We start from the raw sequence: 24,488 nt of genomic DNA on the forward strand, positions 1-24,488 counted from the left end.
GCGACGAGACCTGTATGGATTTGAACACGACCCGGGCCGGATCGGTGGCAGCACGGCCAAATAAAATCGGGCAGAGAACCCCCTGCCCGACAGAAGTGCAGCAACCAAGGCCAGGCTTTAGCCCGGGTTGTACCAGATCGGCGAAGTAACCACCCGCTCCTGCTCGGTCATCGGCACATCCGGTGTCATTTGTACCTTGTAACGCACGCTATCGTAGGCGGTCCAGCGTGGTGTCGGAATCTCCACGGCACGCAGGTAGTAGTAGGCGCGCTGGGCCGGATCGAACTGCGGGTCGGTGAAACTGCCAACCAGTTCAGTTGCGCCAATGCTGTTCTGGTAGGTGGCGGTGGCCAGATCAACCGTGTTGCCCACCGGCGGCAGCCTGCCATCCACTTCCTTGCGCGTGCCCTGCTCGCTCCAGGCTACATTGAAGATGCGCTCGTGGCTTTCACCCCTGGCGTCCACCCAGCCCTTGATGATCTGCGCCGCATCCAGGTTGGAGCCCTGCGGGTCCTTGAGCGCCGCAAACAGGAAGGTCGGCGCCTTGCCCGCCGGCGCTGCTTGCAAGTCACCGCCCATGGGTACACCGCGGGCATAACCGCTCGCCACCAGACTTGCCGGTTCGGCGTCCTGATTGCTGAAGTCGTAGCCGGCAAAAAAGCGTACCGATATCCGCGGACCGGATGACGCGTAGGTCTCCCGGCGCTGCATGGCATCCCACAAAGCTTCACGGGTGTTGGCCGTAGCCCATACCCCGGTAACACCGGCTCCTACCTGGGTCCAGCCGAGCCGCCGGTAACCTGCCTTGTCGGTGAACATCACGTGATTCCAGCGCTTCGGACCCGGCTGATCGGCAACAAACTTGCCCCAGAAATTATCCTCTTCACCGCCAGTGGCCAAGCCATTGTGCGTATCACTGCCGGCGACCATGCCGTACTTGAACGGGTTGCTGCCGAACTGCTGCTGCAGACGCAAGCCGGCAGTCAGCGCGGTGCGCAGGTACTCTCCCTTGAGGTCGGCCTTTTCCTTCGGCACACCATTGAGGTTGGCCGTGTCCCAGATACCGAAGTTGGCATATTCATCATTCGGCGACAGCAGCGGATGAGTCTCGCTGGTGCCCTTGATCTGGTACACCTCGAACAGCGGCTCCCAGCGCGCACGGTCTTCCACCCATTGTCTGGTCAGCGGCTCGCCGTTGTAGCGCTTGTCTTCGAACATCTGACCGTTAGACAGGTTGCCATTGTGCGGGATGGCCAGCACCTTGCCGCCGGTCTTGCTTTCCCAGGCCGCCAGCCAGGCCCACAGGCTTTCCGGGTCGATGCCCGGCACCTTCGGATCGGCACTGACGAAGGTGGTCAGCGGCGGCGTATCGCGGGTCTTGTCGGCACCGTCGCGGAAGATCACGTTGCGGTGCAGGTTGTTGCCATCGGTGCCGTTGGACGTCCACTCATAGGCGATAAACGCGGTGAACTTGCCCGGCTCGTTGTACTTTTCCATGATATCGACGTTTTTCTGCCAGGCCGACATCATCCACTTCGGATTCATGAACACCTTGGGCAGGCTGCGCGTGGCCTGTGCATTGATCACCTCGCGCGCGGCATCCGCGGCTTGCTGACCGCCGCCGTCCATCATTGCGCCCCAGCGCTTGACCGTTGGATCGGCCATCAGTTCGGGGTTCTGTTCGCGTACCAGATTGATCGTACCCATGCCGTCGGAATGGTCGGTCAGTGCCATCCAGTCCAGCGGCCGCTGCAGCCTGGCCATCGCACCAGTGCTGCTTCTGACCTCTTCGCCACGGGCAAAACGCACTGCCTGCTCGGGTGGCAGGGTGGTTCCGGCCAGCCCGGCATCACCCGACCAGCCGGAGTGCACATGTTCATCACCCCAATACACCTTGTCCGGCAAACCCGTAGCAGCTGCAGCGGCAACGCTGGCCGAGCAGCCCATGGCGACGATCAGCAGGCCGGGAACCCGATAAATTCTGCGCATGATGCATCTCCGGTGGTGGCTGCGGGCTGGCCTTGTATTTCGTCAGCAGGACTGGCGGATTGCGCCAGGCAAACGGCTCGCATGCGGAAGTCTAGCTCAGCGCCGGTAATTGCCAGCCGAAACCCGCAAAGCGTGCTCGGTCGTCAGCTTCCGGCCAAACAAAACCCTGGCTGCAGAAAATGAAAAGGGCGTAATCCTCGCGGATTACGCCCTTTTCGGCAGGTCAGGTAATCAGAAGTTGTACATCATGCCCAGATTGACGCTGGAGAGACTGGTTTCGTAGAAGTCGATGTTGTTGTCCTGTTTGCCATAGGCAAAGGTCCCCAGCGCCTTCCAGTCTTTCAGCCCGAAGGGCTCGATATAGGCAGCCGTCAGCGATGCACCGTAGCTGTCCTGCTGCTGCTTCTTGCCATAGATCGGGTTGTAGTCATCGCTGCTCATGGTGCTGACCACTGCGGTGGCGCTCAGTGCCCAGTCCTGAAAGCCGGTGTAACGGTAATCGAACTGCATGGCGTAGCCATCCATCGCCATCGCATCACCGTCCAGATTGGCGTCGATGTAGCTGTAGGTCGAGACGAACATACTGTCCGGGCTGAGCTGTGCGTTATAGGTAAAATCCAGCTTGCCGAAATCACCGTTGCGATCCAGATCATTGATCTGTTGCGCATTCAGGCCCAGCCCGCCGTCTACCACCGGGGTCACGCCGCTGAGTTCCTTGTCCAGATCGATGGTGCGATGGGTGTAGGTGATGTCGAAGTCGGACTCCATGATGTGTTCCCAGCCCAGGCGCATGCCGTTGCTGGTCTGGTCGGTCCGGCTACGCTTGGCGTTGACCACATAGGGGTCTTTGTAAACCTCACGCTCGGCGGAAGCCAGCAGGCTGGCGCGCAGGTTGCCGAGCGAGCCGACACCCTGACGGATGCCAACGCCCATCGAACCGTCTTGCGTAAGGAAGTCGTCCAGTTCGGTACCGCCAAATATCTGCGTCCGCGAATCGGCAAAGGTGTACGACAGCTCGAATGCAGGAGTTACCCGGCTGTAGTTCTTGCTATCCGGCGAGCTGGTTACCGAATTGATGCGCCTGTCACTGACGTCCGTACCGCCGACGCTGGCCAGCATGTTGCTTTCCATCGAGTTGGCAGAGGCTCCGAGAAACACGAAGCCCTTGAGACCGTCCTTCTGCGGAATCTTGTCAACGGCATGTGCACTAAATGCCATGGCGCTGCCCACGGCAACAAAAAGCAATTTCTTCATTTTGTTCACCCCGATCTGTTGTTGTTCGATTGTTACAAAATCTGTCCTGACCGGATGATGATGGCAGAGACTTGCGCAACTGCCTAGCTGCAATCACCGGCCAAGCCGGGCCGCCCCTGAGACGGCCCGGGTATTTCTGGCCGGCTGCCGAGAGCACTACTGGTAGTCAGACAGCGGCACGCAGGCACAGAACAGATTGCGGTCACCGTAAACGTTGTCAACCCGGTTTACGGTCGGCCAGTACTTGTGCAGACGGGTATGTGTCGTCGGGCTGACGGCATGCTCGATGCTGTACGGCCGCTCCCACACGCCGATGACATCCGCCAGTGTGTGGGGTGCGCGCTTGAGCGGGTTGTCTTCGGCCGGCCACTGGCCTTCCTGCACTTTGGCGATCTCGGCACGGATGCTCAGCATGGCTTCGATAAAGCGATCCAGCTCGTGCTTGGATTCGCTTTCGGTGGGCTCGATCATCAGCGTACCGGGCACCGGGAAGGACATGGTCGGCGCATGGAAGCCGTAGTCCATCAGGCGCTTGGCCACGTCTTCCTCGCTGATGCCGGTTTCCGCTTTCAGCGGACGCAAGTCGAGGATGCACTCGTGGGCGACCCGACCGTTACGCCCGGCGTAGAGCACCGGAAAGGCTTCACCGAGGGCCTTGGCCAGGTAGTTGGCATTGAGGATCGCCACCTCGGTGGCATCGGCCAGTTGCGGGCCCATCATGGCGATGTACATCCAGCTGATCGGCAGGATGCTGGCGCTGCCCCAGGGCGCGGCGCTGACCGCACCGTTGCCGGGGTTCGGGCCCTTGATCGGCACCACCGGGTGGTTGGCGACGAAGGGCGCCAGATGCGCCTTGACGCCGATCGGGCCCATGCCCGGGCCGCCACCGCCGTGGGGAATGCAGAAGGTCTTGTGCAGGTTCATGTGCGACACGTCGGCGCCGATATCCGCGGGGCGGGTCAGGCCGACCTGGGCGTTGAGGTTGGCACCATCCATGTAGACCTGGCCGCCGTGACTGTGGATCACCTCGCAGATTTCACGAATGCCTTCCTCGTACACGCCGTGGGTCGAGGGGTAGGTGGCCATCAGGCAGGCCAGCTGCTCACCGGCTTCGGCCGCTTTCTTCTTCAGGTCTGCCAGATCCACGTTGCCCTCATCATCGCAAGCGACGATCTGTACCCGCATGCTGGCCATCTGTGCCGAGGCCGGGTTGGTGCCGTGGGCCGAAGCGGGAATCAGGCAGATATTGCGATGCGCATCGCCACGGCTCTCGTGGTATTTGCGGATCGCCAGCAGGCCGGCGTATTCACCCTGGGCGCCGGAATTGGGCTGCATGCAGATGGCATCGAAACCGGTGATGGCGCACAGCCAGCTTTCCAGTTCCTCGATCATCAGGCGATAACCTTCGGCCTGCTCGACCGGCACGAAGGGGTGCAGGTTGGCGAACTGCGGCCAGGTGATCGGGATCATCTCGCTGGTGGCGTTGAGTTTCATGGTGCACGAGCCCAGCGGAATCATCGCCGTGTTCAGCGCCAGATCCTTGGTTTCCAGCTGCTTGAGGTAACGCAGCATTTCGGTTTCGCTGTGGTGGCTGTTGAACACCGGATGGGTCAGGTAGGCCGAACTGCGCTCCAGTCCCGCCGGGATACCGCTGGCAACGCCGGCAGCATCCAGCGCGGCCACGTCCAGACCATGCTCTTCGCCGAGGAACAGATCGAACAGGTTGGCCACGGTATCGGCGCTGCAGGTTTCATCCAGGCTTACCGCCAGCACATCCTCACCGATCACCCGCAGGTTGATGCACTGGATGTGCGCACGGGCGAGGATTGCTGCCTGCTGGTTGCCGACCTGCACGGTCAGCGTATCGAAGAAGTGGTTGTTCAACCGCTTGAAGCCTTTTTGCTCAAGGCCGGCGGCAAGGATCGCGGTCAGCCGCTGCACCCGCTGGGCAATGCGCTTGAGGCCCTGCGGGCCGTGGTAAACCGCATACAGACTGGCAATATTGGCCAGCAGCACCTGCGAGGTACAGATGTTCGAGTTGGCCTTCTCGCGGCGGATATGCTGCTCGCGGGTCTGCAGTGCCAGACGCAGCGCACTGTTGCCGCGGGCATCCTTGGACACACCGATGATGCGGCCGGGGATGGCGCGCTTGTACTCGTCGCGGCAGGCGAAAAAGGCCGCGTGCGGGCCGCCGTAGCCCATCGGCACACCAAAGCGCTGTGCCGAACCGAAAACCACATCGGCGCCCAGCTCGCCCGGTGGTGTCAGCAGCAGCAGCCCGAGAATATCGGCGGAAACACAGGCCAGCGCCTGCTGCGCGTGCAGCTGATCGATCAGCGGCTTGATGTCACGGATTTCGCCCTGGCTGTCGGGGTACTGCAGCAGGCCGCCGAACACCTGGTAATTGGCCAGGTTGTCCACGCTATCGATGGCCAGCTCGAAGCCGAAGGCCTCGGCACGGGTCTGCACCACGGAAATGGTCTGCGGATGGCAATTCTGGTCGACGAAGAACAGATTGCTCTTGCTCTTGGCCACGCGCTTGGCCATGGCCATGGCTTCAGCCGCAGCGGTGGCCTCATCGAGCAACGAGGCGCTGGCCAGATCGAGCCCGGTCAGGTCGATGGTCAGCTGCTGGAAGTTCAGCAACGCTTCCAGGCGGCCCTGGGCGATTTCCGGCTGGTAGGGCGTGTAGGCGGTGTACCAGCCCGGATTTTCCAGCACGTTGCGCAGGATCACCGTGGGCGTCAGGGTGCCGTGATAGCCCATGCCGATCAGGCTGGTCCACACCTCGTTCTGCGCGGCATAGCCACGCAGCTTGGCCAATGCGCCCTCTTCGTCCAGCGCGGCCGGCAAGCCCAGCGGGCCATTCAGGCGAATCGCCGGCGGCACGGTCTGCGCGATCAGTTCGGCGCGGGTGGCCACCGCCAGGCTGCTGAGCATGGATTGCTGCTCGACGGCATCCGGTCCGAGATGGCGACCGAGAAAGGCTTCGGATTGCAGCTGGGCGAGCGAAGGGGATTGCGACATGGGGCTAAACCTCAAAAATGACAAAGCCCCATCGTCTATGGGGCTGGCGAAACTTCTCGGGCAATCTGCCCCCTGGGACGGGGGCTATCCGTCAGGCGTCGGCAGCGGCCTGATAGGCTGCCGCATCCAGCAACTGGTCCAGCTCGGCAACAGTGGCCGGCTTGAGCTTGAAAAACCAGTTGGCGTAAGGGTCTTCATTGACCAGTTCCGGGTTATCCGTCAACGCAGCGTTTACCGCGATGATTTCACCGCTGATCGGCGCGTAGATGTCCGAAGCCGCCTTGACCGACTCGACTACCCCGGCCTGCTGCCCTGCAGCCAGAGAGGCACCGACCTCCGGCAGCTCGACAAACACCACATCACCGAGGGCTTCCTGGGCATGATCGGAAATGCCTACCGTCACACTGCCATCGGCTTCCAGACGGGCCCATTCGTGGCTGGCGGCATAACGCAGGTCAGCGGGTACATTGCTCATGTGTCATTCCTCAAATGTCAGTGGCAGCATCGGTCTGCCGGAAATTTAGCAGGTTGGGTGCATAGACCCTAGATCAAAGCCTTGCCATTACGCACAAATATAGGTTGCACCACGCGCACCGGAAACCATTTGCCACGAATCTCGACCTGGGCGCGGTCACCGGTGGCCGCCGGCACACGTGCCAGGGCGATCGACTTGCCGAGGGTCGGCGAGAAACTGCCGCTGGTGATCTCGCCATCACCAACACCCTCGACGCGGACCATCTGATGAGCGCGCAGAACGCCGCGTTCCTCCAGCACCAGTCCGACCAGACGCGGCTGGTTGCCGACACTGCGCTGGCTCTGCAGCGCGGCACGGCCGACAAACTCACGGCTGGCCGGCTCCCAGCCGATGGTCCAGCCCATGTTGGCCGCCAGCGGCGAGACGCTTTCATCCATGTCCTGGCCGTACAGGTTCATGCCGGCCTCCAGACGCAGGGTGTCACGGGCGCCGAGACCGATCGGGGCGATACCGGCGCCGACCAGCTCACTGAGGAAAGCCGGGGCCTGTTCGGCCGGCAGCATGATTTCCAGACCGTCCTCACCGGTGTAACCGGTACGCGCGATGAACCAGTCACCTTCAGGCAAACCCTGGAATGGCTTGAGCTGGTTGATCAGCGCCGCACGCGCCGGCGATACCAGTTCGGCAGTCTTGGCGCGGGCGTTCGGCCCCTGGATGGCAAGCATGGCCAGTTCGGCACGCTCGTTGAGGGTGACATCAAAGCCGGCTGTCTGCGCCTGCATCCAGGCCAGATCCTTGTCGCGGGTGGCGGCGTTGACCACCACTCGGTAGCCATCCTCGGCAAGGTAGGTGATCAGGTCATCGATCACCCCGCCCTCTTCATTGAGCATACCGCTGTAGAGCGCCTTGCCCGGCGTGGTCAGCCGCTCGACATCATTGGCCAGCAGATGCTGCAGATAAGCCTTGGCTTGCGCGCCGGCAACATCCACCACGGTCATGTGCGAAACATCGAAGACACCACAATCGCGGCGCACCTGATGGTGCTCCTCGACTTGCGAGCCATAGTGCAGCGGCATATCCCAGCCGCCGAAGTCGACCATCTTGGCACCCAGGGCAAGGTGCTGGTCGTAAAGAGGGGTGCGTTGTCCCATAAGTGGCTCCGCAATGCGCTGGCATGTTTCAGGAGGCGCGCATTGTAACGGCAAGGTCGTTACAGGTCATCTTGCACAGATCAACGGAATTGCTCGGCAGCGGGTGATTTAACGGATCGAGCTGACCAACGGTCAGCGTTATCGATACTTTTTGTATTTAATCTGTCCAGATAACTAGAAAAAAACCGAGGCTTGCCGTGGCCGATCCACGCAGTGAACGCAGCGCTCAAAAACTGGCGGATGCCCAGATCGAACTGTTGCTCGAGCAACCGGGAAAAACGCCGACGGTCGAGCAGGTACTGCAACGTGCCGGCGTCGCACGCGCCACGTTTTATCGCCACTTCACCGACCTTGACGCCCTGCTGGCCTGGCAAGTCGAGCGCATGCTGGATGCGATTTCCGCCAGCATCGACTGGAGCAGCCATGTTCAGGAAGGATTGTTCAGCGGGCGGGTGACTCGCGCCGTACTTGAACATGCGCTGGCCAGACCCGACGTGTACCGGCTGTTCGTTACCGGCCAGGCCGGAGCCGTACCCATGGACCGCCTGTTCAGCCGTTTTTACCAGGCCTCCCTGGCCTTCCAGAAACAACGCTGCGCGCAGCTGGGCATTCAACCCGGCGCGCCGCTGGAAGTCATCTGCAGCAGCCTCAGCGGCCAGCTGATCGGCATGCTGCGCTGGATGCTGCAGAGCCCCACCGAAGTCAACCGCGAGCAGGCGGTGAGCTGGATGCGCCAGATGTTTCTGTACGGCGTGCAGCAATTCCTCGAACCTGCGGAAAGCATTCCGGGCGTCCCGCACAACTAGTCCATGGTGCCAACGGCGAGCTGAAGTCAGGCCAGCGGTTAGTTGCCCCGCAGGAGCGGCAGACACATGGCTGACGGTTGAAGCGCGAGTCGGTCAACCCCCGGCGCAAGCCGCTGGAACCGGCCGGGCTCTTTCAACCCTGTCAGCCGATGCGCCGCCCCGAGCGGCGGATCAGCACTATTACCGGCAACAGGCCAACCGCCACCAGCGTCAGCGCCGGCAAGGACGCACGCGCCCACTCACCCTCGCTGGTCAGCTCGAAAATCCGCACGGCCAGGGTATCCCAGCCAAACGGCCGCATCAGCAAAGTGGCCGGCATCTCCTTGAGCACATCGACAAATACCAGCAATGCCGCACTCAGGGTGCCGGGCAGCAGCAGCGGCAGGTACAGGCGGCGCAACATCGGCCGGCCGCTGACGCCGAGGCTGCGTGACGCTTCCGGCAAGGACGGGCGAATCCGCGCCAGGCTGTTCTCCAGCGGGCTGTAGGCCACCGCCATGAAACGGATCAGATAGGCCAGCAGCATGGCCGTCAGGCTGCCCGCCAGCAGGGGTTTGCCGGCACCAGCGAAGTGCTGGGTCAGCGGAATCACCAGCTGGTTATCCAGATAGCTGAAGGCCAGCATGATCGACACTGCGAGCATCGAGCCCGGCAAGGCGTATCCCAGATTGGCGATGCCGACCAGCGCACGCATGCGCCGGCTCGGCAACTGCCGGCGGGCAAAGGCCAGCCACAGCGCCAGCAGCACGGTCAGCACGGCGGCCAAGGCGCCAAGGTAAAGGGTATGCAGGATCAGCTCGACATAGCGCTGATCCAGATCGAAGCGGGCCCGCTGCCAGAACCACACCAGCAGCTGCAGCAGCGGAATGACAAAGGCACAGGCGAATACCAGCCCGCACCAACCGGATGCCGCCAGCGCGCGCCAGCCTCTGAGCCGGTACAGCGCCCGACTGCGTGCGCGCTCCTGCACCGGTCGCTGGGCGCCCCGCGCCTTGCGCTCGCCATACAGCACCAGCGCGACGAACAGCAGCAGCAGGCTGGCTAGCTGGGTGGCGCTGCTCAGGCTGAACAGGCTGTACCAGGTCTTGTAGATCGCCGTGGTGAAAGTGTCGAAATTGAATGCGGCCACCGCACCGAAATCGGCCAGGGTTTCCATCACTGCCAGCGCCATGCCGGCGCCGATCGCCGGTCGCGCCATCGGCAGCGCCACGCGCCAGAAGGCCTGCGTAGGTGACAGGCCGAGCACCCGCGCCGCCTCCATCAGGCCCTTGCCCTGGGCAATGAACGCCGCCCGCGCCAGCAGATAGACATAGGGGTAGAACACCAGCACCAGCACCACGATCACCCCGCCGCCGGAGCGCACCTTGGGCAAGCGCAGATCCGCACCAAACAGCTCGCGCAGCAACGTCTGCAGCGGCCCGGCAAAGTCCAGCAGGCCGATAAAGACGAATGCCAATACATAGGCCGGTATGGCAAACGGCAGCATCAGCGCCCAGTCCAGCCAGCGCCGCCCGGGGAATTCGCAGAGCGCCGTAAGCCAGGCCAGGCTCACCCCCAGCAGCAACACGCCGACACCGACGCCGAGCACCAGTTGCAGGGTATTGCCGAGCAGGCGTGGCAGCTGGGTTTGCCACAGGTGCGCCCAGATCGTCACGTCCACTTCCTGCCAGCTGAGCAGCAGCACGCTCAACGGCAGGATTACCAGCGCTGCCAGGGCAACGGCCGGTACATACCAGCGACGACGGTTCGAATGGGGCACAGGCGCTCCCGGGCACTGCAGCAACAAAGGGGCGGCCAGTATAACGGCCTGCTGCACCGCCGGTGGTGGCAATCGCGCACGCGCTCAATCAGCCGGACTGATGCCCTTGCATTCAACCCCGCACCCGCCGGCGACTTTGACCTACCCTGAGCGCATCACGCATTGTTACGGAGCCCGGCATGTCCTCTTCTGCTTACCTGAACAGCCCCTGGCCGGGCGAAGATGGCGGCCCGCAGCGTCTGCAGATACCGCGCAGCGGCAGCGGGCTGGCGCTGCAGCCGGGCGAAACGCTGGGCTGCGTGACGCGCAACACACTGATGTCGACCATGACCGTGCTCGGCGCGCCCGGTGAAGTGTACCTGCTGACCCACTCCGCGCTGCGCGCCAACATCGGCCTGCCGACCACTTCCTGCGTCGAACTGATCGACCCGCTGACCCTGCAAACCCGCTGCAAATCGCCACGCCTTAAGGGCGGGCCGATGTGGCCGGGCGGCATGGCGATCCATCGCAACGGCGATTTGTATGTGGTCTACGGGCGCTACGCACACCGGCTCAATCGTGCCTGTGAGCCGCTGGCCAGCCGGCAGCTGCCGGTGAATCTGCCGTACAACTCGTTCGTCATCCTCGACAACGGCCTGCTGGTGACCAAGAACCTTTCGGACAGCGTACCGGCGCGCATCAGTGTGCTCGATCCGCACACCCTCGAGCCGGTGTGTGCCGACATCGAATGCCCGGAGCCGTCGATAGCCCGACTGAGCAGCAGCGGCAACACGCTGTATGTGGTCGGCGTGCGCTCGATCATGCGTTACCACTGGAGCGATAGCTCACAAACGCTGCAGCGCGATCCGGACTGGCACTGCGACTATATCGGCGACAGCAGCCAGACTTACGGCTGGGACGTGGTGCTGGAAGGCGGCCATGCCTGGTTCATGGACAACGGCAAACACCGCTACGTCACCCGCATGATCGGTGCCGGCGTCAACCCGACTGCCAACCGGCTGATCCGGGTGGCGCTGGACGATGCACGCAACCGGGAAATTCTGCCGATCAGCGGCCTGCGCGGCGGTAGCGTGACCAACCCGCCCCTGCATGACTTCCAGCGGCAGATCGTGGTGGCCTATGACTCGGCCAACAGCTACCTGCGCGCCTGGCGTTTCAACCCGCAATCCCATGCGTTGACGCCACTCTGGGACAAGCACGCCTTCGGCTGCGCCAGCCACATGATCAGCTACCCCGACAGCGGCGAGCTGGTGGTCAACGATTACCGCAAGCGCGGCGAAGAAGTGGTGGTACTGAATATCGAAAACGGTGCCGAGCTGGCGCGGGTGCGCAGCGGCGGTCTGACCCAGGGCGTGGTGTTCCCCAGCAGCGGCTGGAACCGCGACCTGTACTGGTCATCCATGGGGCGGTTGGCGCGGATTTTTGTGCAGTGAAGGCGGCGGCCGGCCGTCTTGCTGCGGCAACGCTCAGTTTCCGAAGATCGACCAGCCGGTACGCTTGACCAGCATTTCCAGCGCTTCGGCACCCAGCTTGCTATTGCCTACGGTATCCAGCCCCGGCGACCACACGGCAATCGAAGCCTTGCCTGGCGCGATGGCCAGAATGCCGCCGCCGACACCGCTCTTGCCCGGCAAGCCGACGCGGAAGGCAAATTCGCCGGAGCCATCGTAGTGTCCGCACATCAGCATCAGTGAATTGATCCGCCGCGCCCGCTGGGCACTGACCACTTTTACCCCGCTACTGGGATTCACCCCGTCCGCCACCAGAAACAGCCCGGCATGCGCCAACTGCTGGCAGCTCATGGAAATCGAGCAATGGTGGAAATACACCCCCAGCACCTGCTCTACCGGATGACTCAGGCGCCCGAAGGAGGCCATGAAGTGTGCCAGCGAGGCATTGCGATGCCCGGTCAGCAACTCGGAACGGGCGACATTCTCATCAATGCCGATACTCCGGTCATTGGCCAGAAAACGCACGAATTCAAGAATCTCGGCCAGGGTTTCTTTCGGTTGATGGCCCATCATGATGGCATCGGCAATCGCGATGGCACCGGCATTGATAAAAGGGTTACGCGGTTTGCCGCTCTCGTGTTCGAGCTGCACGATGGAATTGAACGGATCGCCGGATGGTTCACGGCCGACCCGTGACCACAGCCCATCACCGAGCTTGCCCAGGGCAATGGTCAGGGTGAACACCTTGGAAATGCTCTGGATGGAAAACAGCTTGTCCGCACAGCCGGCACTGAAGGTCCGGCCGTCTGCCAATACCACCGCCATGGCGAACTGGTCGGGATCGATACAGGCCAGTTCCGGGATGTAGGTAGCCACCTTGCCGCGCTCGCTACGGCTACTCAACTCTGCGTTGATTTCGTCGAGAATATCTTGCATGCCAGCCATACCCACGGGTCAACAGGAACCAGGCGCCTGGCAGCAAGTCTGGCCACGGCACACTCGAATTACTCCTGCAGGTTAACTGACGCATTGTGCGCCTGTCGTGCCTGGATAATCGTGTTGCCCTGGCAACGGGTAGTGCGTACACAGCAAAACGCCCCGTAGGTCGGGGCGTCTGGTGTAGATCTGCGCGGCTGGATCAGTTCCAGCCGGCGCGATCCATCAGCATGGTCGCCTCGACCTGACGCTTGCCGGCCACTTCCAGCGGAATGCTGTCGGCCTTGAATTCACCCCAGGCCGCCACTTCTGCTGATGGCTGAACTGCAGGGTTGGCCGGGTACTCCTGGTTCAGGCCAGCAAACAGCCCCTGCGCTTCGGCGCTGCTCATCCACTCCAGCAGTGCCTGTGCCGCCTGCGGATGCGGAGCGTACTTGGTGACGCCGGCACCCGACAGGTTGACGTGCACACCGCGATCCTGCTGGTTCGGCCAGAACAGTTTCACCTGCAGATCGGGGTTCTGCTTGTGCAGTCGTCCGTAGTAGTAGGTGTTGACCAGACCGACATCGCACTGGCCGGCATCGATGGCTTGCAGCAGCGCGGTGTCATCGGCAAACGGATCGGTAGCCAGATTGTTGACCCAGCCCTTGAGGATTTCCTCGGTCTTTTCCGCACCATGGGTTTCGATCAGGGTAGCGGTCAGCGACTGGTTGTAGACCTTCTTGCTGGTACGCAGGCACAGCCGGCCTTCCCAGTTGGCATCCGCCAGTGCTTCGTAGGTCGACAGTTCTTCCGGAGTGACCCGCTCTGTGGAGTAGGCGATGGTCCGCGCGCGCAGTGACAGCCCGGTCCAGGCACCATTGGCGGAACGGTACTGCGGCGGGATATTGGCTTCGATGGTCGCGGACTGGAGTGGCTGCAGCACGCCCTGCTGTTCGGCCTGCCATAGGTTGCCGGCATCCACGGTAATCAGCAGATCGGCCGGCGTGTTCTGGCCTTCGGCCTTGAGCCGGGCCAGCAACGGCGCTTCCTTGTCAGTGATGAACTTGATCGGCACGCCGGTCTTGGCGGTATAGGCGTCGAACACCGGCTTGATCAGCTCGTCGATACGTGAGGAGTACACCACCACTTCGTCGGCAGCCAGACTTGGCGTACTCAACAGACAGGCAGAAAGAGCAACAAACAGCGAGCGATGAAACAGCATGGCACCTACCTCGGTCATGATTCTTTTGCGAATGATAGCAAATCTCATTTGCAAAGAGTACCAGTCAGCGCGATTCAGCTCGTCTGCGGCTCCACACGGGCCAGTTCCGGCAAATCGCCGCTCAGGCCGAGCGCCTGACGGACAAACAATGCCTTGGCTTCGGGCAGCCCGTTGACCAGACTGAGCCCGGCGTTGCGCAGCCAGCGCAGCGCTGGTGGCGTGGCCTGGAACAGTCGCTCGAAGCTCTCCATCGCCGCCATCATCGCCAGGTTGTGCGGCATGCGCCGCCGCTCGAAACGACTGAGCACCCGCTCATCGGCCAGCCGCTCACCGCGCTGCAAGGCATGCAGCAGCACTTCAGCCAGCATCGCCGCATCGAGAAAGCCGAGATTGACGCCCTGCCCGGCCAGCGGATGAATGGTGTGCGCCGCATCCCCGACCAGTGCCAGCCCCGGCTCGACATAGCGCTTGGCATGCCGCTGGCGCAGCGGGATGCACAGGCGCGGATCAACCTGCAGCACCTGGCCCAGACGCTGCTCGAAGGCCTTGCCCAGTTCGGCGGCGAAGGCAGCGTCATCCAGCGCCATCAGCTGCTCGGCATGTTGCGGAGTACAGGACCAGACGATCGAACACCAGTGCTGGTCGCCGTCGCGCTGCAATGGCAGAAACGCCAGCGGACCGTCATCGGTGAAGCGTTGCCAGGCGGTGCGCTGGTGCGGCTTGGCACAGCGCACGCTGGTGACCAGCGCATGGTGCAGGTAATCCCACTCACGGGTGGCACAGCCGGCCAGCCGGCGTACCGCCGAGTTGGCGCCATCGGCGGCAATCAGCAAGGGCGTCTGCAATTCACGTCCATCCGCCAGCTTGAGCTGCCAGCCTTCGGCATTGCGCCGCAATGCCTCCAGCCGCGCCTCACCGAGCACCTGCACACCACTGGCCAGCAGCTGTTCGAGCAGGGCATCCTGAATCACCCGGTTTTCAACGATATGCCCCAGCAGTTCGGCATGCACGCTGGCGGCCGAGAAATGGATATTGCCGGTGCCGCTGCCGTCCCACACCTGCATTTCCGCATAGGGACTGGCGCGCCGGGCGAGAATCCCCTCCCAGGCACCCAGTCGCTCGAGGATGCGCTGGCTGGCCATCGACAGCGCGCTGACCCGTGGCTCGAAGGGCGTCTGCGGATCGAACGGCTTGACCTGCAGCGGGCCACCATCGAGCAGCAGAATATTCAGCCCGCTGTCCTTCAGCGCCAGCGCCAGGGCACTGCCAACCATTCCGGCACCCACAATGATCAGATCGGCTTGCATCATTTCTCCCGGGCTATTGAGGACGTATGCCCAGACCCATGGCCTGACGGGCAAACCAGCGCTTGGCCGGCGGAAACAGGTCAAGACCGAGCAGACCCAGATTGCGCCCGGCGGCCAGCAGCGGCTGGTCATTGGAAAATAGCCGGGTAACCCGGTCGGAAAAGCCTACCGTAAGATTCTGGTCCAGCGCCTGACGCTGCAGATAAGCCTGCAAGGTAACAAAGTCACCTACCGGCGCCTGGCTGTCGAGCAGGGTTTCGGCCAGACACAGGGCATCACGCAGCGACAGGTTATAGCCCTGACCGGCAATCGGATGCAGGCTGTGCGCCGCATTGCCGAGCAGCACCAGATGCGGACGCACCTGCTCGCTGGCTTCGATCAGTTGCAACGGATACAGATGGCGACTGCCTACCTGCTTCAATGCGCCCAGCCGGTAACCGAACACCTGCTGCAGCTCGGCGAGAAACTCGCGGTCACCCAGCTGCAGCAAGCGCTCTGCATCCTTGCCCGGACGCGTCCAGACCAGCGCACAGCGGTTATCCGGCAACGGCAACAGGGCCAGCGGGCCTTCTTCGGTGAAGCGCTCGAAGGCCTGCCCGGCATGGGCCTCAGCCGGGGTGATATTGGCGATCAGTGCGGTCTGCCGGTAAGGCGTGGTCTGCACGGCAATGCCCAGCTGCTCGCGCAGCCCCGAGCGGCCACCGTCGGCCAGCACAGCCAGGTCGCAATCCAGAGTGCTGGCGTCATCCAGGGTCAGCCGGTAGCCGTCATCCAGCGCTTCCAGCGCATCAACCTGCGCCGGGCAGCGCCACTCGACCACTGCAGGGTCGAGCGCACGCCACAGGCACTGGCCGAGCCAGGCGTTTTCCACCACATAACCGAGGGCCGGCACGCCTTCTTCCGCTGCGGTCAGGCGGGTTGCACCAAAGCGGCCACGCTCGGAGACATGGATCTGCGCAATCGCCGCCACATGCCGGCTGAGCTCCGGCCACAGGCCGAAGCGCTGGTAAATCTGCTGGGTGCCATAGGACAGCGCCGAGGAGCGTGCGTCGTAACTGGGCTGATAGCTGTTGCCGGGGGCAAACGGCTCGATCAGCACAATCTTCCAGCCGCGCTGGCGGGCACCGTCCTGCAAGGCCAGCGCCAGGCTGGCGCCAACCAGGCCACCGCCGATGATCGCCAGCTGCACGCGGCTCATGCCGGCAGGGCCTGCCCGGCCATGGTGACTGCCGGCCCCATCAGCGCCTCGATCTCGGCCACCTGTTTCGGCACAGCACTGGTGAGTATCTCGCAGCCGCCTTTGGTCACTACCACATCATCCTCGATGCGCACGCCGATGCCGCGCCACTTCTTCGCCACGCGCTCGTCATTGGCCGGAATGTAGATGCCCGGCTCCACGGTCAGCGCCATGCCGACTTCCAGCTCGCGCCATTCGCCGCCGACCTTGTAGTCACCGACGTCATGCACATCCATACCCAGCCAGTGACCGGCGCGGTGCATGTAATAGGCCTTGTAGCCCTCATTGGCGAGCTGCTCCTCGAGGGTTCCGCCGAGCAGACCGAGCTCGATCAGGCCGCTGACGATCACCTGCAAGGTGGCCTCATGTGCCTCGTTCCAGTGGCGGCCGGGGGCGATCACTGCGAAGGCCGCTTCCTGGGCCTTGAGCACCAGCTCGTAGATGGCTTTCTGTTCCTGACTGAAACGGCCATTGACCGGAAAGGTACGGGTGATGTCACTGGCGTAGCAGTCGATCTCGCAGCCGGCGTCGATCAGCACCAGATCGCCGTCCTTGAGCAGTGCATCGTTCTCGCGGTAATGCAGGATGCAGGCATTGCGCCCGGCGGCGACAATCGAGCCATAGGCCGGCATCTTCGCCCCGCCCTTGCGGAACTCGTAATCCAGCTCGGCTTCCAGATGGTATTCATAAAGTCCGGCACGGCTGGCCTGCATGGCACGGATATGGGCGCGCGCAGAAATTTCCGCAGCCGCCTTCATCACCTTCACTTCGGCTGCGCTCTTGTACAGGCGCATGTCGTGCAGCAGGTGATCGAGGGCAACAAACTCGTTGGGCGGCTGCGCGCCCTGGCGCGCCTTGGAGCGGATCACATTGATCCAATCGACCAGATGGCGGTCGAACTCCGGATTGGCACCGAGGGCGTAGTAGACACGTTCACGGCCCTCGATCAGCCCGGGCAGGATGTCGTCGATATCGCCAATCGGAAAGGCGTCATCGGCCGCAAACTGGCTGATCGCGCCGTCCTGGCCGGCACGTAGGCCGTCCCACAATTCACGCTCCGGATCGCGCTCGCGGCAGAACAGCACGAATTCGCCATGGGCCCGACCGGGAATCAGCGCCATCACCGCTTCCGGCTCGGGAAAGCCGGTCAGGTACTGGAAATCACTGTCCTGCCGGTAGATGTGCTCGACATCGCGGTTGCGGATATACACCGGCGCCGCCGGCAGGATGGCAATGCTGTTGGGTTCCATCTGCGCCATCAGCGCCTTGCGCCGCCGGGCATATTCGGTCTTGGGTATGCGCAACATGAAACTCCGCCGTCAGTGGATGGAAGGTTTGGACTCTGCCGGCGCGGTCTTGCCGCACTCGGTGAACAGCAACAGCGGCGCGACCCGCAGATATTCCATGACTTCCATGTAATCGCTTTCGCCGTCTTCCGATTCTTCCAGCGCGCTCTGCACCTGGGCGATGGAGGCCAGATCCTGCAACACTTCCATGGCTTCGCTGCTCAGGGCCTGATCGGCGATGGCCATGCCGAAGCCGTTGAGAAAGCCCTGGCACCATTCGCCCAGTGCCTGAGCCCGCTCCGGCAGGGCCGTCTCATCAGTTGGCAGCAACAAGACAACGGCCATTTCCGTGCCGGTCAACTCGCCACGTACCATCTCCTGCAGGCCGATCAGCGCCTGGCGCAGGTTATCCGGCAGGCTGTCGCCCAACAGTTCGGCTGCATCCTCCAGCCAAGGTGCGGAATCGAAACCGGCACCGCCACAACTGCGGCCAAGCAACAGCCCGTGCAGCTCGGCAGGTGAAACCGGCTGGCCACTGGTAGCCAGCAAGCTGGCAAAAGAAAAATACGCTGAATTTGCATTAGGCATGGGTAACTAGGCGCAACCGTACGCGATGTCTAGAATGAGGGCTGGTATCCTAGCATCGGCAGGCGCGCCAAGACCATCGACGCGCTGCCCGGTTTGACCCCCACCCGGGAGCGTTCTATATAGTCCCCGGTCACGCAACGGCCAAAGTAGAGAGTCCATGGAAGACGCCGATCTGCAAAAACTCACAGCCAGATTCGAACTGCTGATCCAGCGTCTCGAACAGCTGAAGGCGCACAACCGGCTGCTACTGGCCAACGAAAAGGCCTGGCGCGAAGAGCGCGGGCAGCTGATCGAAAAAAATGAACTGGCTCGGCAAAAAGTGGAATCGATGATTCTGCGCCTGAAAGCCCTGGAGCAGGACACATGACCCAGAACAAAACCGTCACCGTGCACATCCTCGACAAGGAATACTGCATCGCCTGTCCTGACGACGAGCGCAGCAACCTGGAAAGTGCCGCCCGCTACCTCGACGGCAAAATGCGCGAAATCCGCTCCGGCGGCAAAGTCATCGGCTCCGACCGCATCGCCGTGATGGCCGGGCTGAACATCACCCATGAGCTGCTGCACAAGCAGGAGCGCCAGGAAAAACAGGTCAGCGTCGCCCGTGACCAGGTGCGCGACCTGCTCGACCGGGTCAATGATGCACTGACTACGGATGACACTCCGGACCTGTTCAATCCAGCGAAAAACTGACAAACCTGCTTACATGCCGTCAGCCGCTTCAGGACCACCGTCGATTGCCGGCAGAACGTTTGCAGGTATACTCGACACAGCTCCCTGGTGTGTTTGCCAGTCGGTCATGTCCCTGAGCCGATACGCAAAACCACGGGGGTTGCACGTTGGGGCAGGTGTGCATGTCCGCCTGACGGAAAGCCTTAACGCCTCCTGCAACCTCCACCTTGAACTTTCGGGTTCAAGGGCTAAACCGACAGCGGCACCTCCGGGGAGTCTCCTTTCATGATCAGCGCCGGCACGCTTTCCCGCCCGGCCCTGCGGCGGCAATTGCGCCAGGCCCGGCGCAATCTGAGCCCGACCGAACAACGCCTGGCCGCCCGCGCACTGTATCGCCAGCTGGCCCAGCACCCGCTGTTCCGCCGCGCGCGCAGCATCGCCCTGTACCTGCCCAATGACGGTGAAATTGATCCCGGCCTGTTGCTGCAGGAAGCCTGGCGCCGCGGCAAATCGGTATATATCCCGCGGCTGGCGCGCTGGCCTTCCACACACATGCTGTTTCAACGGATCAGCCCCGGCGAAACCCTCAAACCCAATCGCTTCCGCATTGCCGAACCGACAGCCAACCGGGCACGTCAGCGCAGCTGCCGGGCTCTTGATCTGATTTTCCTGCCACTGGTGGGGTTTGACGAGTTTGGCGGACGTCTGGGCATGGGCGGCGGCTTCTACGACCGCAGCCTGGCCAGCCTGCTGCGCCGCAAGGACTGGCGTACGCCGCTACTGATAGGCCTGGCCCATGAATGCCAGAAGGTTGACCGGCTGGCCGTGAGTCGTCTGGACATGCCGCTTGCGGCATGCGTTACCGACCGGCGCTGGTACCGCGCAAGACAAGCAGATCAGTAAGCGTGCAGCACTCCAACCTGTTCGGTGGCAGTCTGCCGCTCCCAAAGCGTTTGTGTGTAGCCTGTGGTGACCACGCCCAGGCCAAACAGAATAACCAGTACCCACAGTAAATCCGGCTTGCGTTTCATTTTCGTTCCAGAACGGTTTCGCTGAGCAGTGATGGCGAAAGCAACGTTTATTATTTTAATTTTCTTGCACTGCAGGGCCAGCATACACCGCACAAAGGCCTGACAACGTGAAAAGTCGCACAATTGACGCCATATAATTGGCTCACTTAAATCGTAAACAGGAAAAACCCCTAGATGCCCAGATGGTTGATGAAGTCAGAACCGGCAGAGCTGTCCATCCATGACCTGCAGAGGCTGGGCATGGCGCGCTGGGACGGGGTACGCAATTATCAGGCGCGTAACTTCGTGCGCAGCATGCAGCCAGACGAGCTGTTCTTTTTCTACCACTCCAGCTGTCCGCAACCGGGCATAGCCGGTATCGCCCGGATCATCGGCGAGTCCTATGCGGACCCGACCGCAATGGATCCGCAAAGTCACTACTACGATGCCCGCACCAGCGCCGGGAACAACCCGTGGCTGGCGCGCGATGTCGAGTTCGTCGAAGCCTTCCCCGCTATCATTCCCCTGGCGCAGCTGAAAGCCTGCCCGGCCCTGAGTGAACTGCCGCTGGTGCAGAAAGGCACGCGTCTGTCGGTAATGCCGGTCAGTGACGCACAATGGCAAGCGGTACTCAGCCTGCGCTGAGTCGTATTGGCCATCAGGCTGGCGCCAGCCCCTTGCGCCAGCATCACCTTATGCCGGCTTATCAGGCCCGCCCATGCTGATTGACCCGCTTGAGCGCTGCTCTACACTGCAGCAGTCGATTCACACCAAGGAAATCTCCTGCGATGAAAGCCGTACTCTGCAAAAGCTTTGGCCCTGCCGAAAACCTGGTTCTTGAAGAAGTCGCCAGCCCCGAGCCGAAAAAGAATGAAATTCTGCTGGATGTGCATGCTGCCGGAGTCAACTTCCCCGACACCCTGATCATCGAAGGCAAGTACCAGTTCAAGCCGCCCTTTCCGTTCTCACCGGGAGGCGAGTGTGCCGGGGTGGTGGCGGCGGTGGGTGAAAAGATTACCCACATGAAGCCCGGCGACCGGGTCATGGCCCTCACCGGCTGGGGCAGCTTCGCCGAGCAGGTGGCCGTGCCGGCCTACAGCGTCATGCAGATTCCCAAGGGCATGGATTTCAACAGCGCAGCGGCTTTCGGCATGACTTACGGCACCTCCATGCATGCGCTGAAAGACCGCGGCAACCTGCAGGCCGGTGAAACCCTGCTGGTACTGGGGGCATCCGGCGGTGTCGGCCTGGCTGCCGTGGAAATCGGCAAAGCCATGGGCGCCAAGGTCATCGCCGCTGCCAGCAGCGCAGAAAAACTCGCCGTGGCCAAGGCTGCCGGCGCTGACGAACTGATCAACTACAGCGAGGCCAGCCTCAAGGATGAAGTGAAACGCCTGACCGGCGGCGCCGGTGCCGATGTGATCTACGACCCGGTAGGTGGCGACCTGTTCGATCAGGCGATCCGCTCGATTGCCTGGAACGGCCGCCTGCTGGTGGTGGGCTTCGCCAGCGGACGGATTCCCGAGCTGCCGGTCAATCTGGCGCTGCTCAAGGGTGCGGCAGTCGTCGGCGTATTCTGGGGCTCGTTTGCCCAGCGCCAGCCGCAGGACAATCTGGCCAACTTCCAGCAACTGTTTGCCTGGTATGCCGAAGGCAAGCTCAAGCCGCTGGTGTCGCAGACCTTTCCACTGGCACAAGCCGCCGATGCGATCAACGCGCTCGGTCAGCGCAAGGCCGTGGGCAAGGTTGTCGTGAAGGTACGCTAGTTAGGTTACACCCCATGTTTGCCATGTGCCTGCATGGCAAACATGGCGCCCCACCAGACTAACGATGCAGGCCCGTCAGCCTCAGGGGCGCGGTGCATAGGCAAATACATCGGCGCGCATCTGTGCCGGATCCATCCCCGCCTCGACCAGCGCATCCAGCGTCGCATAGATCATTGCCGGTGAGCCGCTGGCATACACATGCAGGTCCTTGAGATCGGCAAAGTCCTGACGCACCGCTTCGTGCAACAGACCTTTGCGCCCCGCCCAGTCGTCCGCATCGCTGACCACCTGATGCAGGTGCAGATTGCTCATCTGCTGCCATTCATCCCAGTGCGGCACCGTGTAAAAATCTTCCGCCTGCCTGGCACCCCAATAGAGATGTATCGGATGGGTAAAGCCAACGGCACGGCAATGCTCAACCAGACTTTGCATCTGCGCCATGCCGGTGCCGGCTGCCAACAGCAACAAAGGGCCATCCGGCAACTGCGCCAGATGGGTATCGCCAAACGGCAACTGAACCCGTACCAGTCGCTCACGCTGCAACTGTTCGATCAGGCTCTGCGGGCGCTCTTCAACAGCCAGGATATGCAGCTCCAGCTCACGCCCCTGATGTGGAGCCGAGGCAATGGAAAACGCCATCTGCTCGCCGCCAGCGTCTTCGAGCAGCAGGTACTGCCCGGCATGGTAGCGCGGCGGCTTGCCAGCCGGTGCCAGCAGGCGCACGCGCCAGACATCCCCACCCAGCTCGCTGCATTCCAGCAGCTGGCACGCGGCACGGCGCAGCGGCAATTCACCGGCCGCCAGCACGCCATACCATTGCAAGACGCAATCCTGTTCCGGCTCGGCCAGACAGGCAAATACTTCTCCGTGTTCATGGCTGGCACCGGCCTGGCGCACCCGGCCCTCGACCAGTAGCGCCGCGCAAATATGGCAATTGCCGTTACGGCAACTTTGCGGGCAACTCAGGCCCTGACGCCGTGCCGCATCCAGCAGGCGCTCGCCCGACTCCACATTGAGTACCAGCCCCGAAGGCTGCAGGGTGACTTTCATCAATCGATTCCCAGTTCCGCCCACAAGGCATCAACGCGCTGCTTGACCGCCTCATCCTGCACTATGGCACGACCCCACTCGCGCGTGGTTTCGCCGGGCCACTTGTGGGTGGCATCCAGCCCCATCTTGCTGCCCAGACCGGACACCGGCGAGGCGAAGTCGAGATAGTCGATCGGCGTATTGTCGATCAGCACGGTATCGCGCTTGGGATCCATGCGCGTGGTGATGGCCCAGATTACATCGTTCCAGTCACGGGCATTGATGTCGTCGTCGGTGACGATGACAAACTTGGTGTACATAAACTGGCGCAAAAATGACCACACGCCGAGCATCACCCGTTTGGCATGGCCGGGGTACTGCTTCTTCATGGTTACCACTGCCATGCGGTAGGAACAGCCTTCCGGTGGCAGGTAGAAATCGGTGATCTCGGGAAACTGCTTCTGTAGCAGCGGCACGAACACCTCGTTCAATGCCACGCCAAGGATCGCCGGCTCATCCGGTGGCCGCCCGGTGTAGGTGCTGTGATAGATCGGACTTTTGCGTCGGGTGATGCGCTCCACGGTAAATACCGGGAAGCGATCCACTTCGTTGTAGTAACCGGTGTGATCTCCGTACGGCCCCTCGTCGGCCATTTCGCCTGGATGAATCACCCCTTCCAGCACGATCTCGGCACTGGCCGGCACTTGCAGATCACTGCCACGGGCCTTGACCAGCTCGGTCTTGTGGCCGCGCAGCAGACCGGCGAAGGCGTACTCGGAAAGGCTGTCCGGTACCGGCGTCACCGCACCGAGGATGGTTGCCGGATCCGCACCCAGCGCCACGCAGACCGGATAGGGCTTGCCCGGAAACTTCTCGCACCAGTCACGAAAATCCAGCGCACCACCGCGGTGGCTGAGCCAGCGCATGATCACCTTATTGCGCCCGATCACCTGCTGGCGGTAGATACCCAGATTCTGCCGCTCTTTATTCGGCCCTCTGGTGATAGTCAGCCCCCAGGTGATCAGCGGCGCCACGTCGCCCGGCCAGCAAGTCTGAACCGGCAGCTTGCCCAGATCGACGTCATCACCTTCTTCGATCACCTCCTGGCAGGGCGCGTCCTTCAGCACCTTGGGCGCCATATGCAGCACTTTGCGGTACAGCGGCAGCTTGGACCAGGCGTCTTTCAGGCCTTTCGGCGGCTCCGGTTCCTTGAGCATGGCCAGCAGCTTGCCGATTTCGCGCAGTTCGCTGACCGCCTCTGCCCCCATGCCCAGCGCCACCCGCTGCGGCGTGCCGAACAGATTGCCGAGCACCGGCATGTTGAAACCCTTGGGATTCTCGAACAGCAGCGCCGGGCCCGCCTTGCGCAGGGTGCGGTCGCAGATTTCGGTCATTTCCAGCACCGGCGACACCGGAGTCTGGATACGCCTGAGCTCGCCGCGCTGTTCCAGACCACTGATAAATTCGCGCAGATCGCGATACTGCATGCAATTGCCCCGTCCAGGCCGAGCAGAGAGAAGTGGGCAAAGTTTACCGCCGAA

At 62.4% G+C, this 24,488-nt stretch carries 22 protein-coding genes and 1 other RNA gene; 8 read left to right on the forward strand and 15 right to left on the reverse strand.

Features of this window, described 5'->3' with window-relative positions:
* Window positions 1-117 precede the first annotated feature (117 nt).
* The 5 genes from BLT89_RS15505 to gcvT all read right to left on the reverse strand — a co-directional run bounded on the left by BLT89_RS15505 (window position 118) and on the right by gcvT (window position 7,896).
* Entirely contained in the window at window positions 118-1,989 is a 1,872-nt protein-coding gene (locus tag BLT89_RS15505) for a DUF3604 domain-containing protein (RefSeq protein ID WP_197673516.1), read from the reverse strand.
* A 231-nt stretch (window positions 1,990-2,220) separates the two neighbouring features.
* Window positions 2,221-3,243, reverse strand: a complete 1,023-nt coding sequence (locus tag BLT89_RS15510; RefSeq protein WP_157718889.1) for a DUF2860 family protein — start codon at window positions 3,241-3,243, stop codon at window positions 2,221-2,223.
* Window positions 3,244-3,399: 156 nt separating this feature from the next.
* Entirely contained in the window at window positions 3,400-6,270 is a 2,871-nt protein-coding gene (gene gcvP, locus BLT89_RS15515) for an aminomethyl-transferring glycine dehydrogenase (RefSeq protein ID WP_090197407.1), read from the reverse strand.
* A gap of 91 nt (window positions 6,271-6,361) precedes the next feature.
* The gene (gene gcvH, locus BLT89_RS15520; RefSeq protein ID WP_090197409.1) at window positions 6,362-6,745 is read right to left on the reverse strand and encodes a glycine cleavage system protein GcvH; all 384 of its coding nucleotides are present in this window, start codon (window positions 6,743-6,745) and stop codon (window positions 6,362-6,364) included.
* A gap of 68 nt (window positions 6,746-6,813) precedes the next feature.
* A complete protein-coding gene (gene gcvT, locus BLT89_RS15525) occupies window positions 6,814-7,896 on the reverse strand; it encodes a glycine cleavage system aminomethyltransferase GcvT (RefSeq protein ID WP_090197412.1) in 1,083 nt (360 codons plus the stop codon).
* A gap of 197 nt (window positions 7,897-8,093) precedes the next feature.
* Between gcvT and BLT89_RS15530 the strand changes: the two genes are divergently transcribed.
* Window positions 8,094-8,702 (forward strand): TetR/AcrR family transcriptional regulator, encoded by a 609-nt coding sequence (locus BLT89_RS15530; RefSeq protein ID WP_157718890.1) that lies wholly within the window; start codon window positions 8,094-8,096, stop codon window positions 8,700-8,702.
* Window positions 8,703-8,844: 142 nt separating this feature from the next.
* Here BLT89_RS15530 and BLT89_RS15535 read toward each other — a convergent pair whose 3' ends face one another.
* Window positions 8,845-10,461 carry an ABC transporter permease gene (locus tag BLT89_RS15535; protein WP_090197417.1) on the reverse strand — a complete coding sequence of 539 codons (1,617 nt, stop codon included), beginning with the start codon at window positions 10,459-10,461 and terminating at the stop codon, window positions 8,845-8,847.
* Window positions 10,462-10,640: 179 nt separating this feature from the next.
* Here BLT89_RS15535 and BLT89_RS15540 point away from each other — a divergent pair, with 179 nt between their 5' ends.
* Window positions 10,641-11,894, forward strand: a complete 1,254-nt coding sequence (locus BLT89_RS15540) for a hypothetical protein (RefSeq protein WP_090197420.1) — start codon at window positions 10,641-10,643, stop codon at window positions 11,892-11,894.
* Between the two features lie 33 nt (window positions 11,895-11,927).
* Here BLT89_RS15540 and BLT89_RS15545 read toward each other — a convergent pair whose 3' ends face one another.
* The 6 genes from BLT89_RS15545 to BLT89_RS15570 all read right to left on the reverse strand — a co-directional run bounded on the left by BLT89_RS15545 (window position 11,928) and on the right by BLT89_RS15570 (window position 18,470).
* Window positions 11,928-12,848, reverse strand: a complete 921-nt coding sequence (locus BLT89_RS15545; RefSeq protein WP_090199111.1) for a glutaminase — start codon at window positions 12,846-12,848, stop codon at window positions 11,928-11,930.
* 202 nt (window positions 12,849-13,050) lie between these two features.
* On the reverse strand, window positions 13,051-14,052 hold the full coding sequence (locus BLT89_RS15550; protein ID WP_090199114.1) for an extracellular solute-binding protein: 1,002 nt from the start codon (window positions 14,050-14,052) through the stop codon (window positions 13,051-13,053).
* A 74-nt stretch (window positions 14,053-14,126) separates the two neighbouring features.
* Window positions 14,127-15,359 (reverse strand): 2-octaprenyl-3-methyl-6-methoxy-1,4-benzoquinol hydroxylase, encoded by a 1,233-nt coding sequence (locus tag BLT89_RS15555; RefSeq protein WP_090197422.1) that lies wholly within the window; start codon window positions 15,357-15,359, stop codon window positions 14,127-14,129.
* Between the two features lie 13 nt (window positions 15,360-15,372).
* Window positions 15,373-16,557 (reverse strand): 2-octaprenyl-6-methoxyphenyl hydroxylase, encoded by a 1,185-nt coding sequence (gene ubiH, locus BLT89_RS15560; protein ID WP_090197425.1) that lies wholly within the window; start codon window positions 16,555-16,557, stop codon window positions 15,373-15,375.
* Window positions 16,554-17,903, reverse strand: a complete 1,350-nt coding sequence (gene pepP, locus BLT89_RS15565; protein ID WP_090197428.1) for a Xaa-Pro aminopeptidase — start codon at window positions 17,901-17,903, stop codon at window positions 16,554-16,556. The genes ubiH and pepP overlap by 4 nt, the downstream gene beginning before the upstream one ends.
* Before the next feature lie 12 nt (window positions 17,904-17,915).
* Window positions 17,916-18,470 (reverse strand): YecA/YgfB family protein, encoded by a 555-nt coding sequence (locus BLT89_RS15570; RefSeq protein ID WP_090197429.1) that lies wholly within the window; start codon window positions 18,468-18,470, stop codon window positions 17,916-17,918.
* A 157-nt stretch (window positions 18,471-18,627) separates the two neighbouring features.
* Here BLT89_RS15570 and BLT89_RS15575 point away from each other — a divergent pair, with 157 nt between their 5' ends.
* From BLT89_RS15575 to BLT89_RS15590, 4 genes are all read left to right on the forward strand, one after another.
* Window positions 18,628-18,837 (forward strand): TIGR02449 family protein, encoded by a 210-nt coding sequence (locus BLT89_RS15575; protein WP_090197432.1) that lies wholly within the window; start codon window positions 18,628-18,630, stop codon window positions 18,835-18,837.
* Window positions 18,834-19,163 (forward strand): cell division protein ZapA, encoded by a 330-nt coding sequence (locus BLT89_RS15580; protein WP_090197435.1) that lies wholly within the window; start codon window positions 18,834-18,836, stop codon window positions 19,161-19,163. The genes BLT89_RS15575 and BLT89_RS15580 overlap by 4 nt, the downstream gene beginning before the upstream one ends.
* A 78-nt stretch (window positions 19,164-19,241) precedes the next feature.
* Window positions 19,242-19,421, forward strand: a non-coding RNA gene (ssrS, locus tag BLT89_RS15585) — 6S RNA.
* Window positions 19,422-19,427: 6 nt separating this feature from the next.
* The gene (locus BLT89_RS15590; RefSeq protein WP_090197438.1) at window positions 19,428-20,045 is read left to right on the forward strand and encodes a 5-formyltetrahydrofolate cyclo-ligase; all 618 of its coding nucleotides are present in this window, start codon (window positions 19,428-19,430) and stop codon (window positions 20,043-20,045) included.
* On the opposite strand, the gene BLT89_RS17745 is transcribed toward BLT89_RS15590, so the two are convergent.
* Window positions 20,039-20,257 carry a hypothetical protein gene (locus BLT89_RS17745; protein WP_157718891.1) on the reverse strand — a complete coding sequence of 73 codons (219 nt, stop codon included), beginning with the start codon at window positions 20,255-20,257 and terminating at the stop codon, window positions 20,039-20,041. The two genes, BLT89_RS15590 and BLT89_RS17745, sit on opposite strands and share 7 nt — an antisense overlap.
* Window positions 20,258-20,347: 90 nt before the next feature.
* Between BLT89_RS17745 and BLT89_RS15595 the strand changes: the two genes are divergently transcribed.
* Complete coding sequence (locus tag BLT89_RS15595) at window positions 20,348-20,797, forward strand: EVE domain-containing protein (protein WP_090197441.1); 450 nt, start codon at window positions 20,348-20,350, stop codon at window positions 20,795-20,797.
* Window positions 20,798-20,940: 143 nt separating this feature from the next.
* On the forward strand, window positions 20,941-21,918 hold the full coding sequence (locus BLT89_RS15600) for an NADPH:quinone oxidoreductase family protein (RefSeq protein WP_090197443.1): 978 nt from the start codon (window positions 20,941-20,943) through the stop codon (window positions 21,916-21,918).
* An 81-nt stretch (window positions 21,919-21,999) separates the two neighbouring features.
* Here the strand turns inward: BLT89_RS15600 and BLT89_RS15605 are convergent, their stop codons facing one another.
* A complete protein-coding gene (locus tag BLT89_RS15605) occupies window positions 22,000-22,968 on the reverse strand; it encodes a CDP-6-deoxy-delta-3,4-glucoseen reductase (protein WP_090197446.1) in 969 nt (322 codons plus the stop codon).
* Window positions 22,968-24,434, reverse strand: a complete 1,467-nt coding sequence (ubiD, locus tag BLT89_RS15610) for a 4-hydroxy-3-polyprenylbenzoate decarboxylase (RefSeq protein ID WP_090197448.1) — start codon at window positions 24,432-24,434, stop codon at window positions 22,968-22,970. The genes BLT89_RS15605 and ubiD overlap by 1 nt, the downstream gene beginning before the upstream one ends.
* Window positions 24,435-24,488: the final 54 nt, after the last annotated feature.

Origin of the sequence: Pseudomonas pohangensis (assembly GCF_900105995.1) — a bacterium.
GTDB classification, from domain to species: Bacteria; Pseudomonadota; Gammaproteobacteria; order Pseudomonadales; family Pseudomonadaceae; genus Aquipseudomonas; species Aquipseudomonas pohangensis.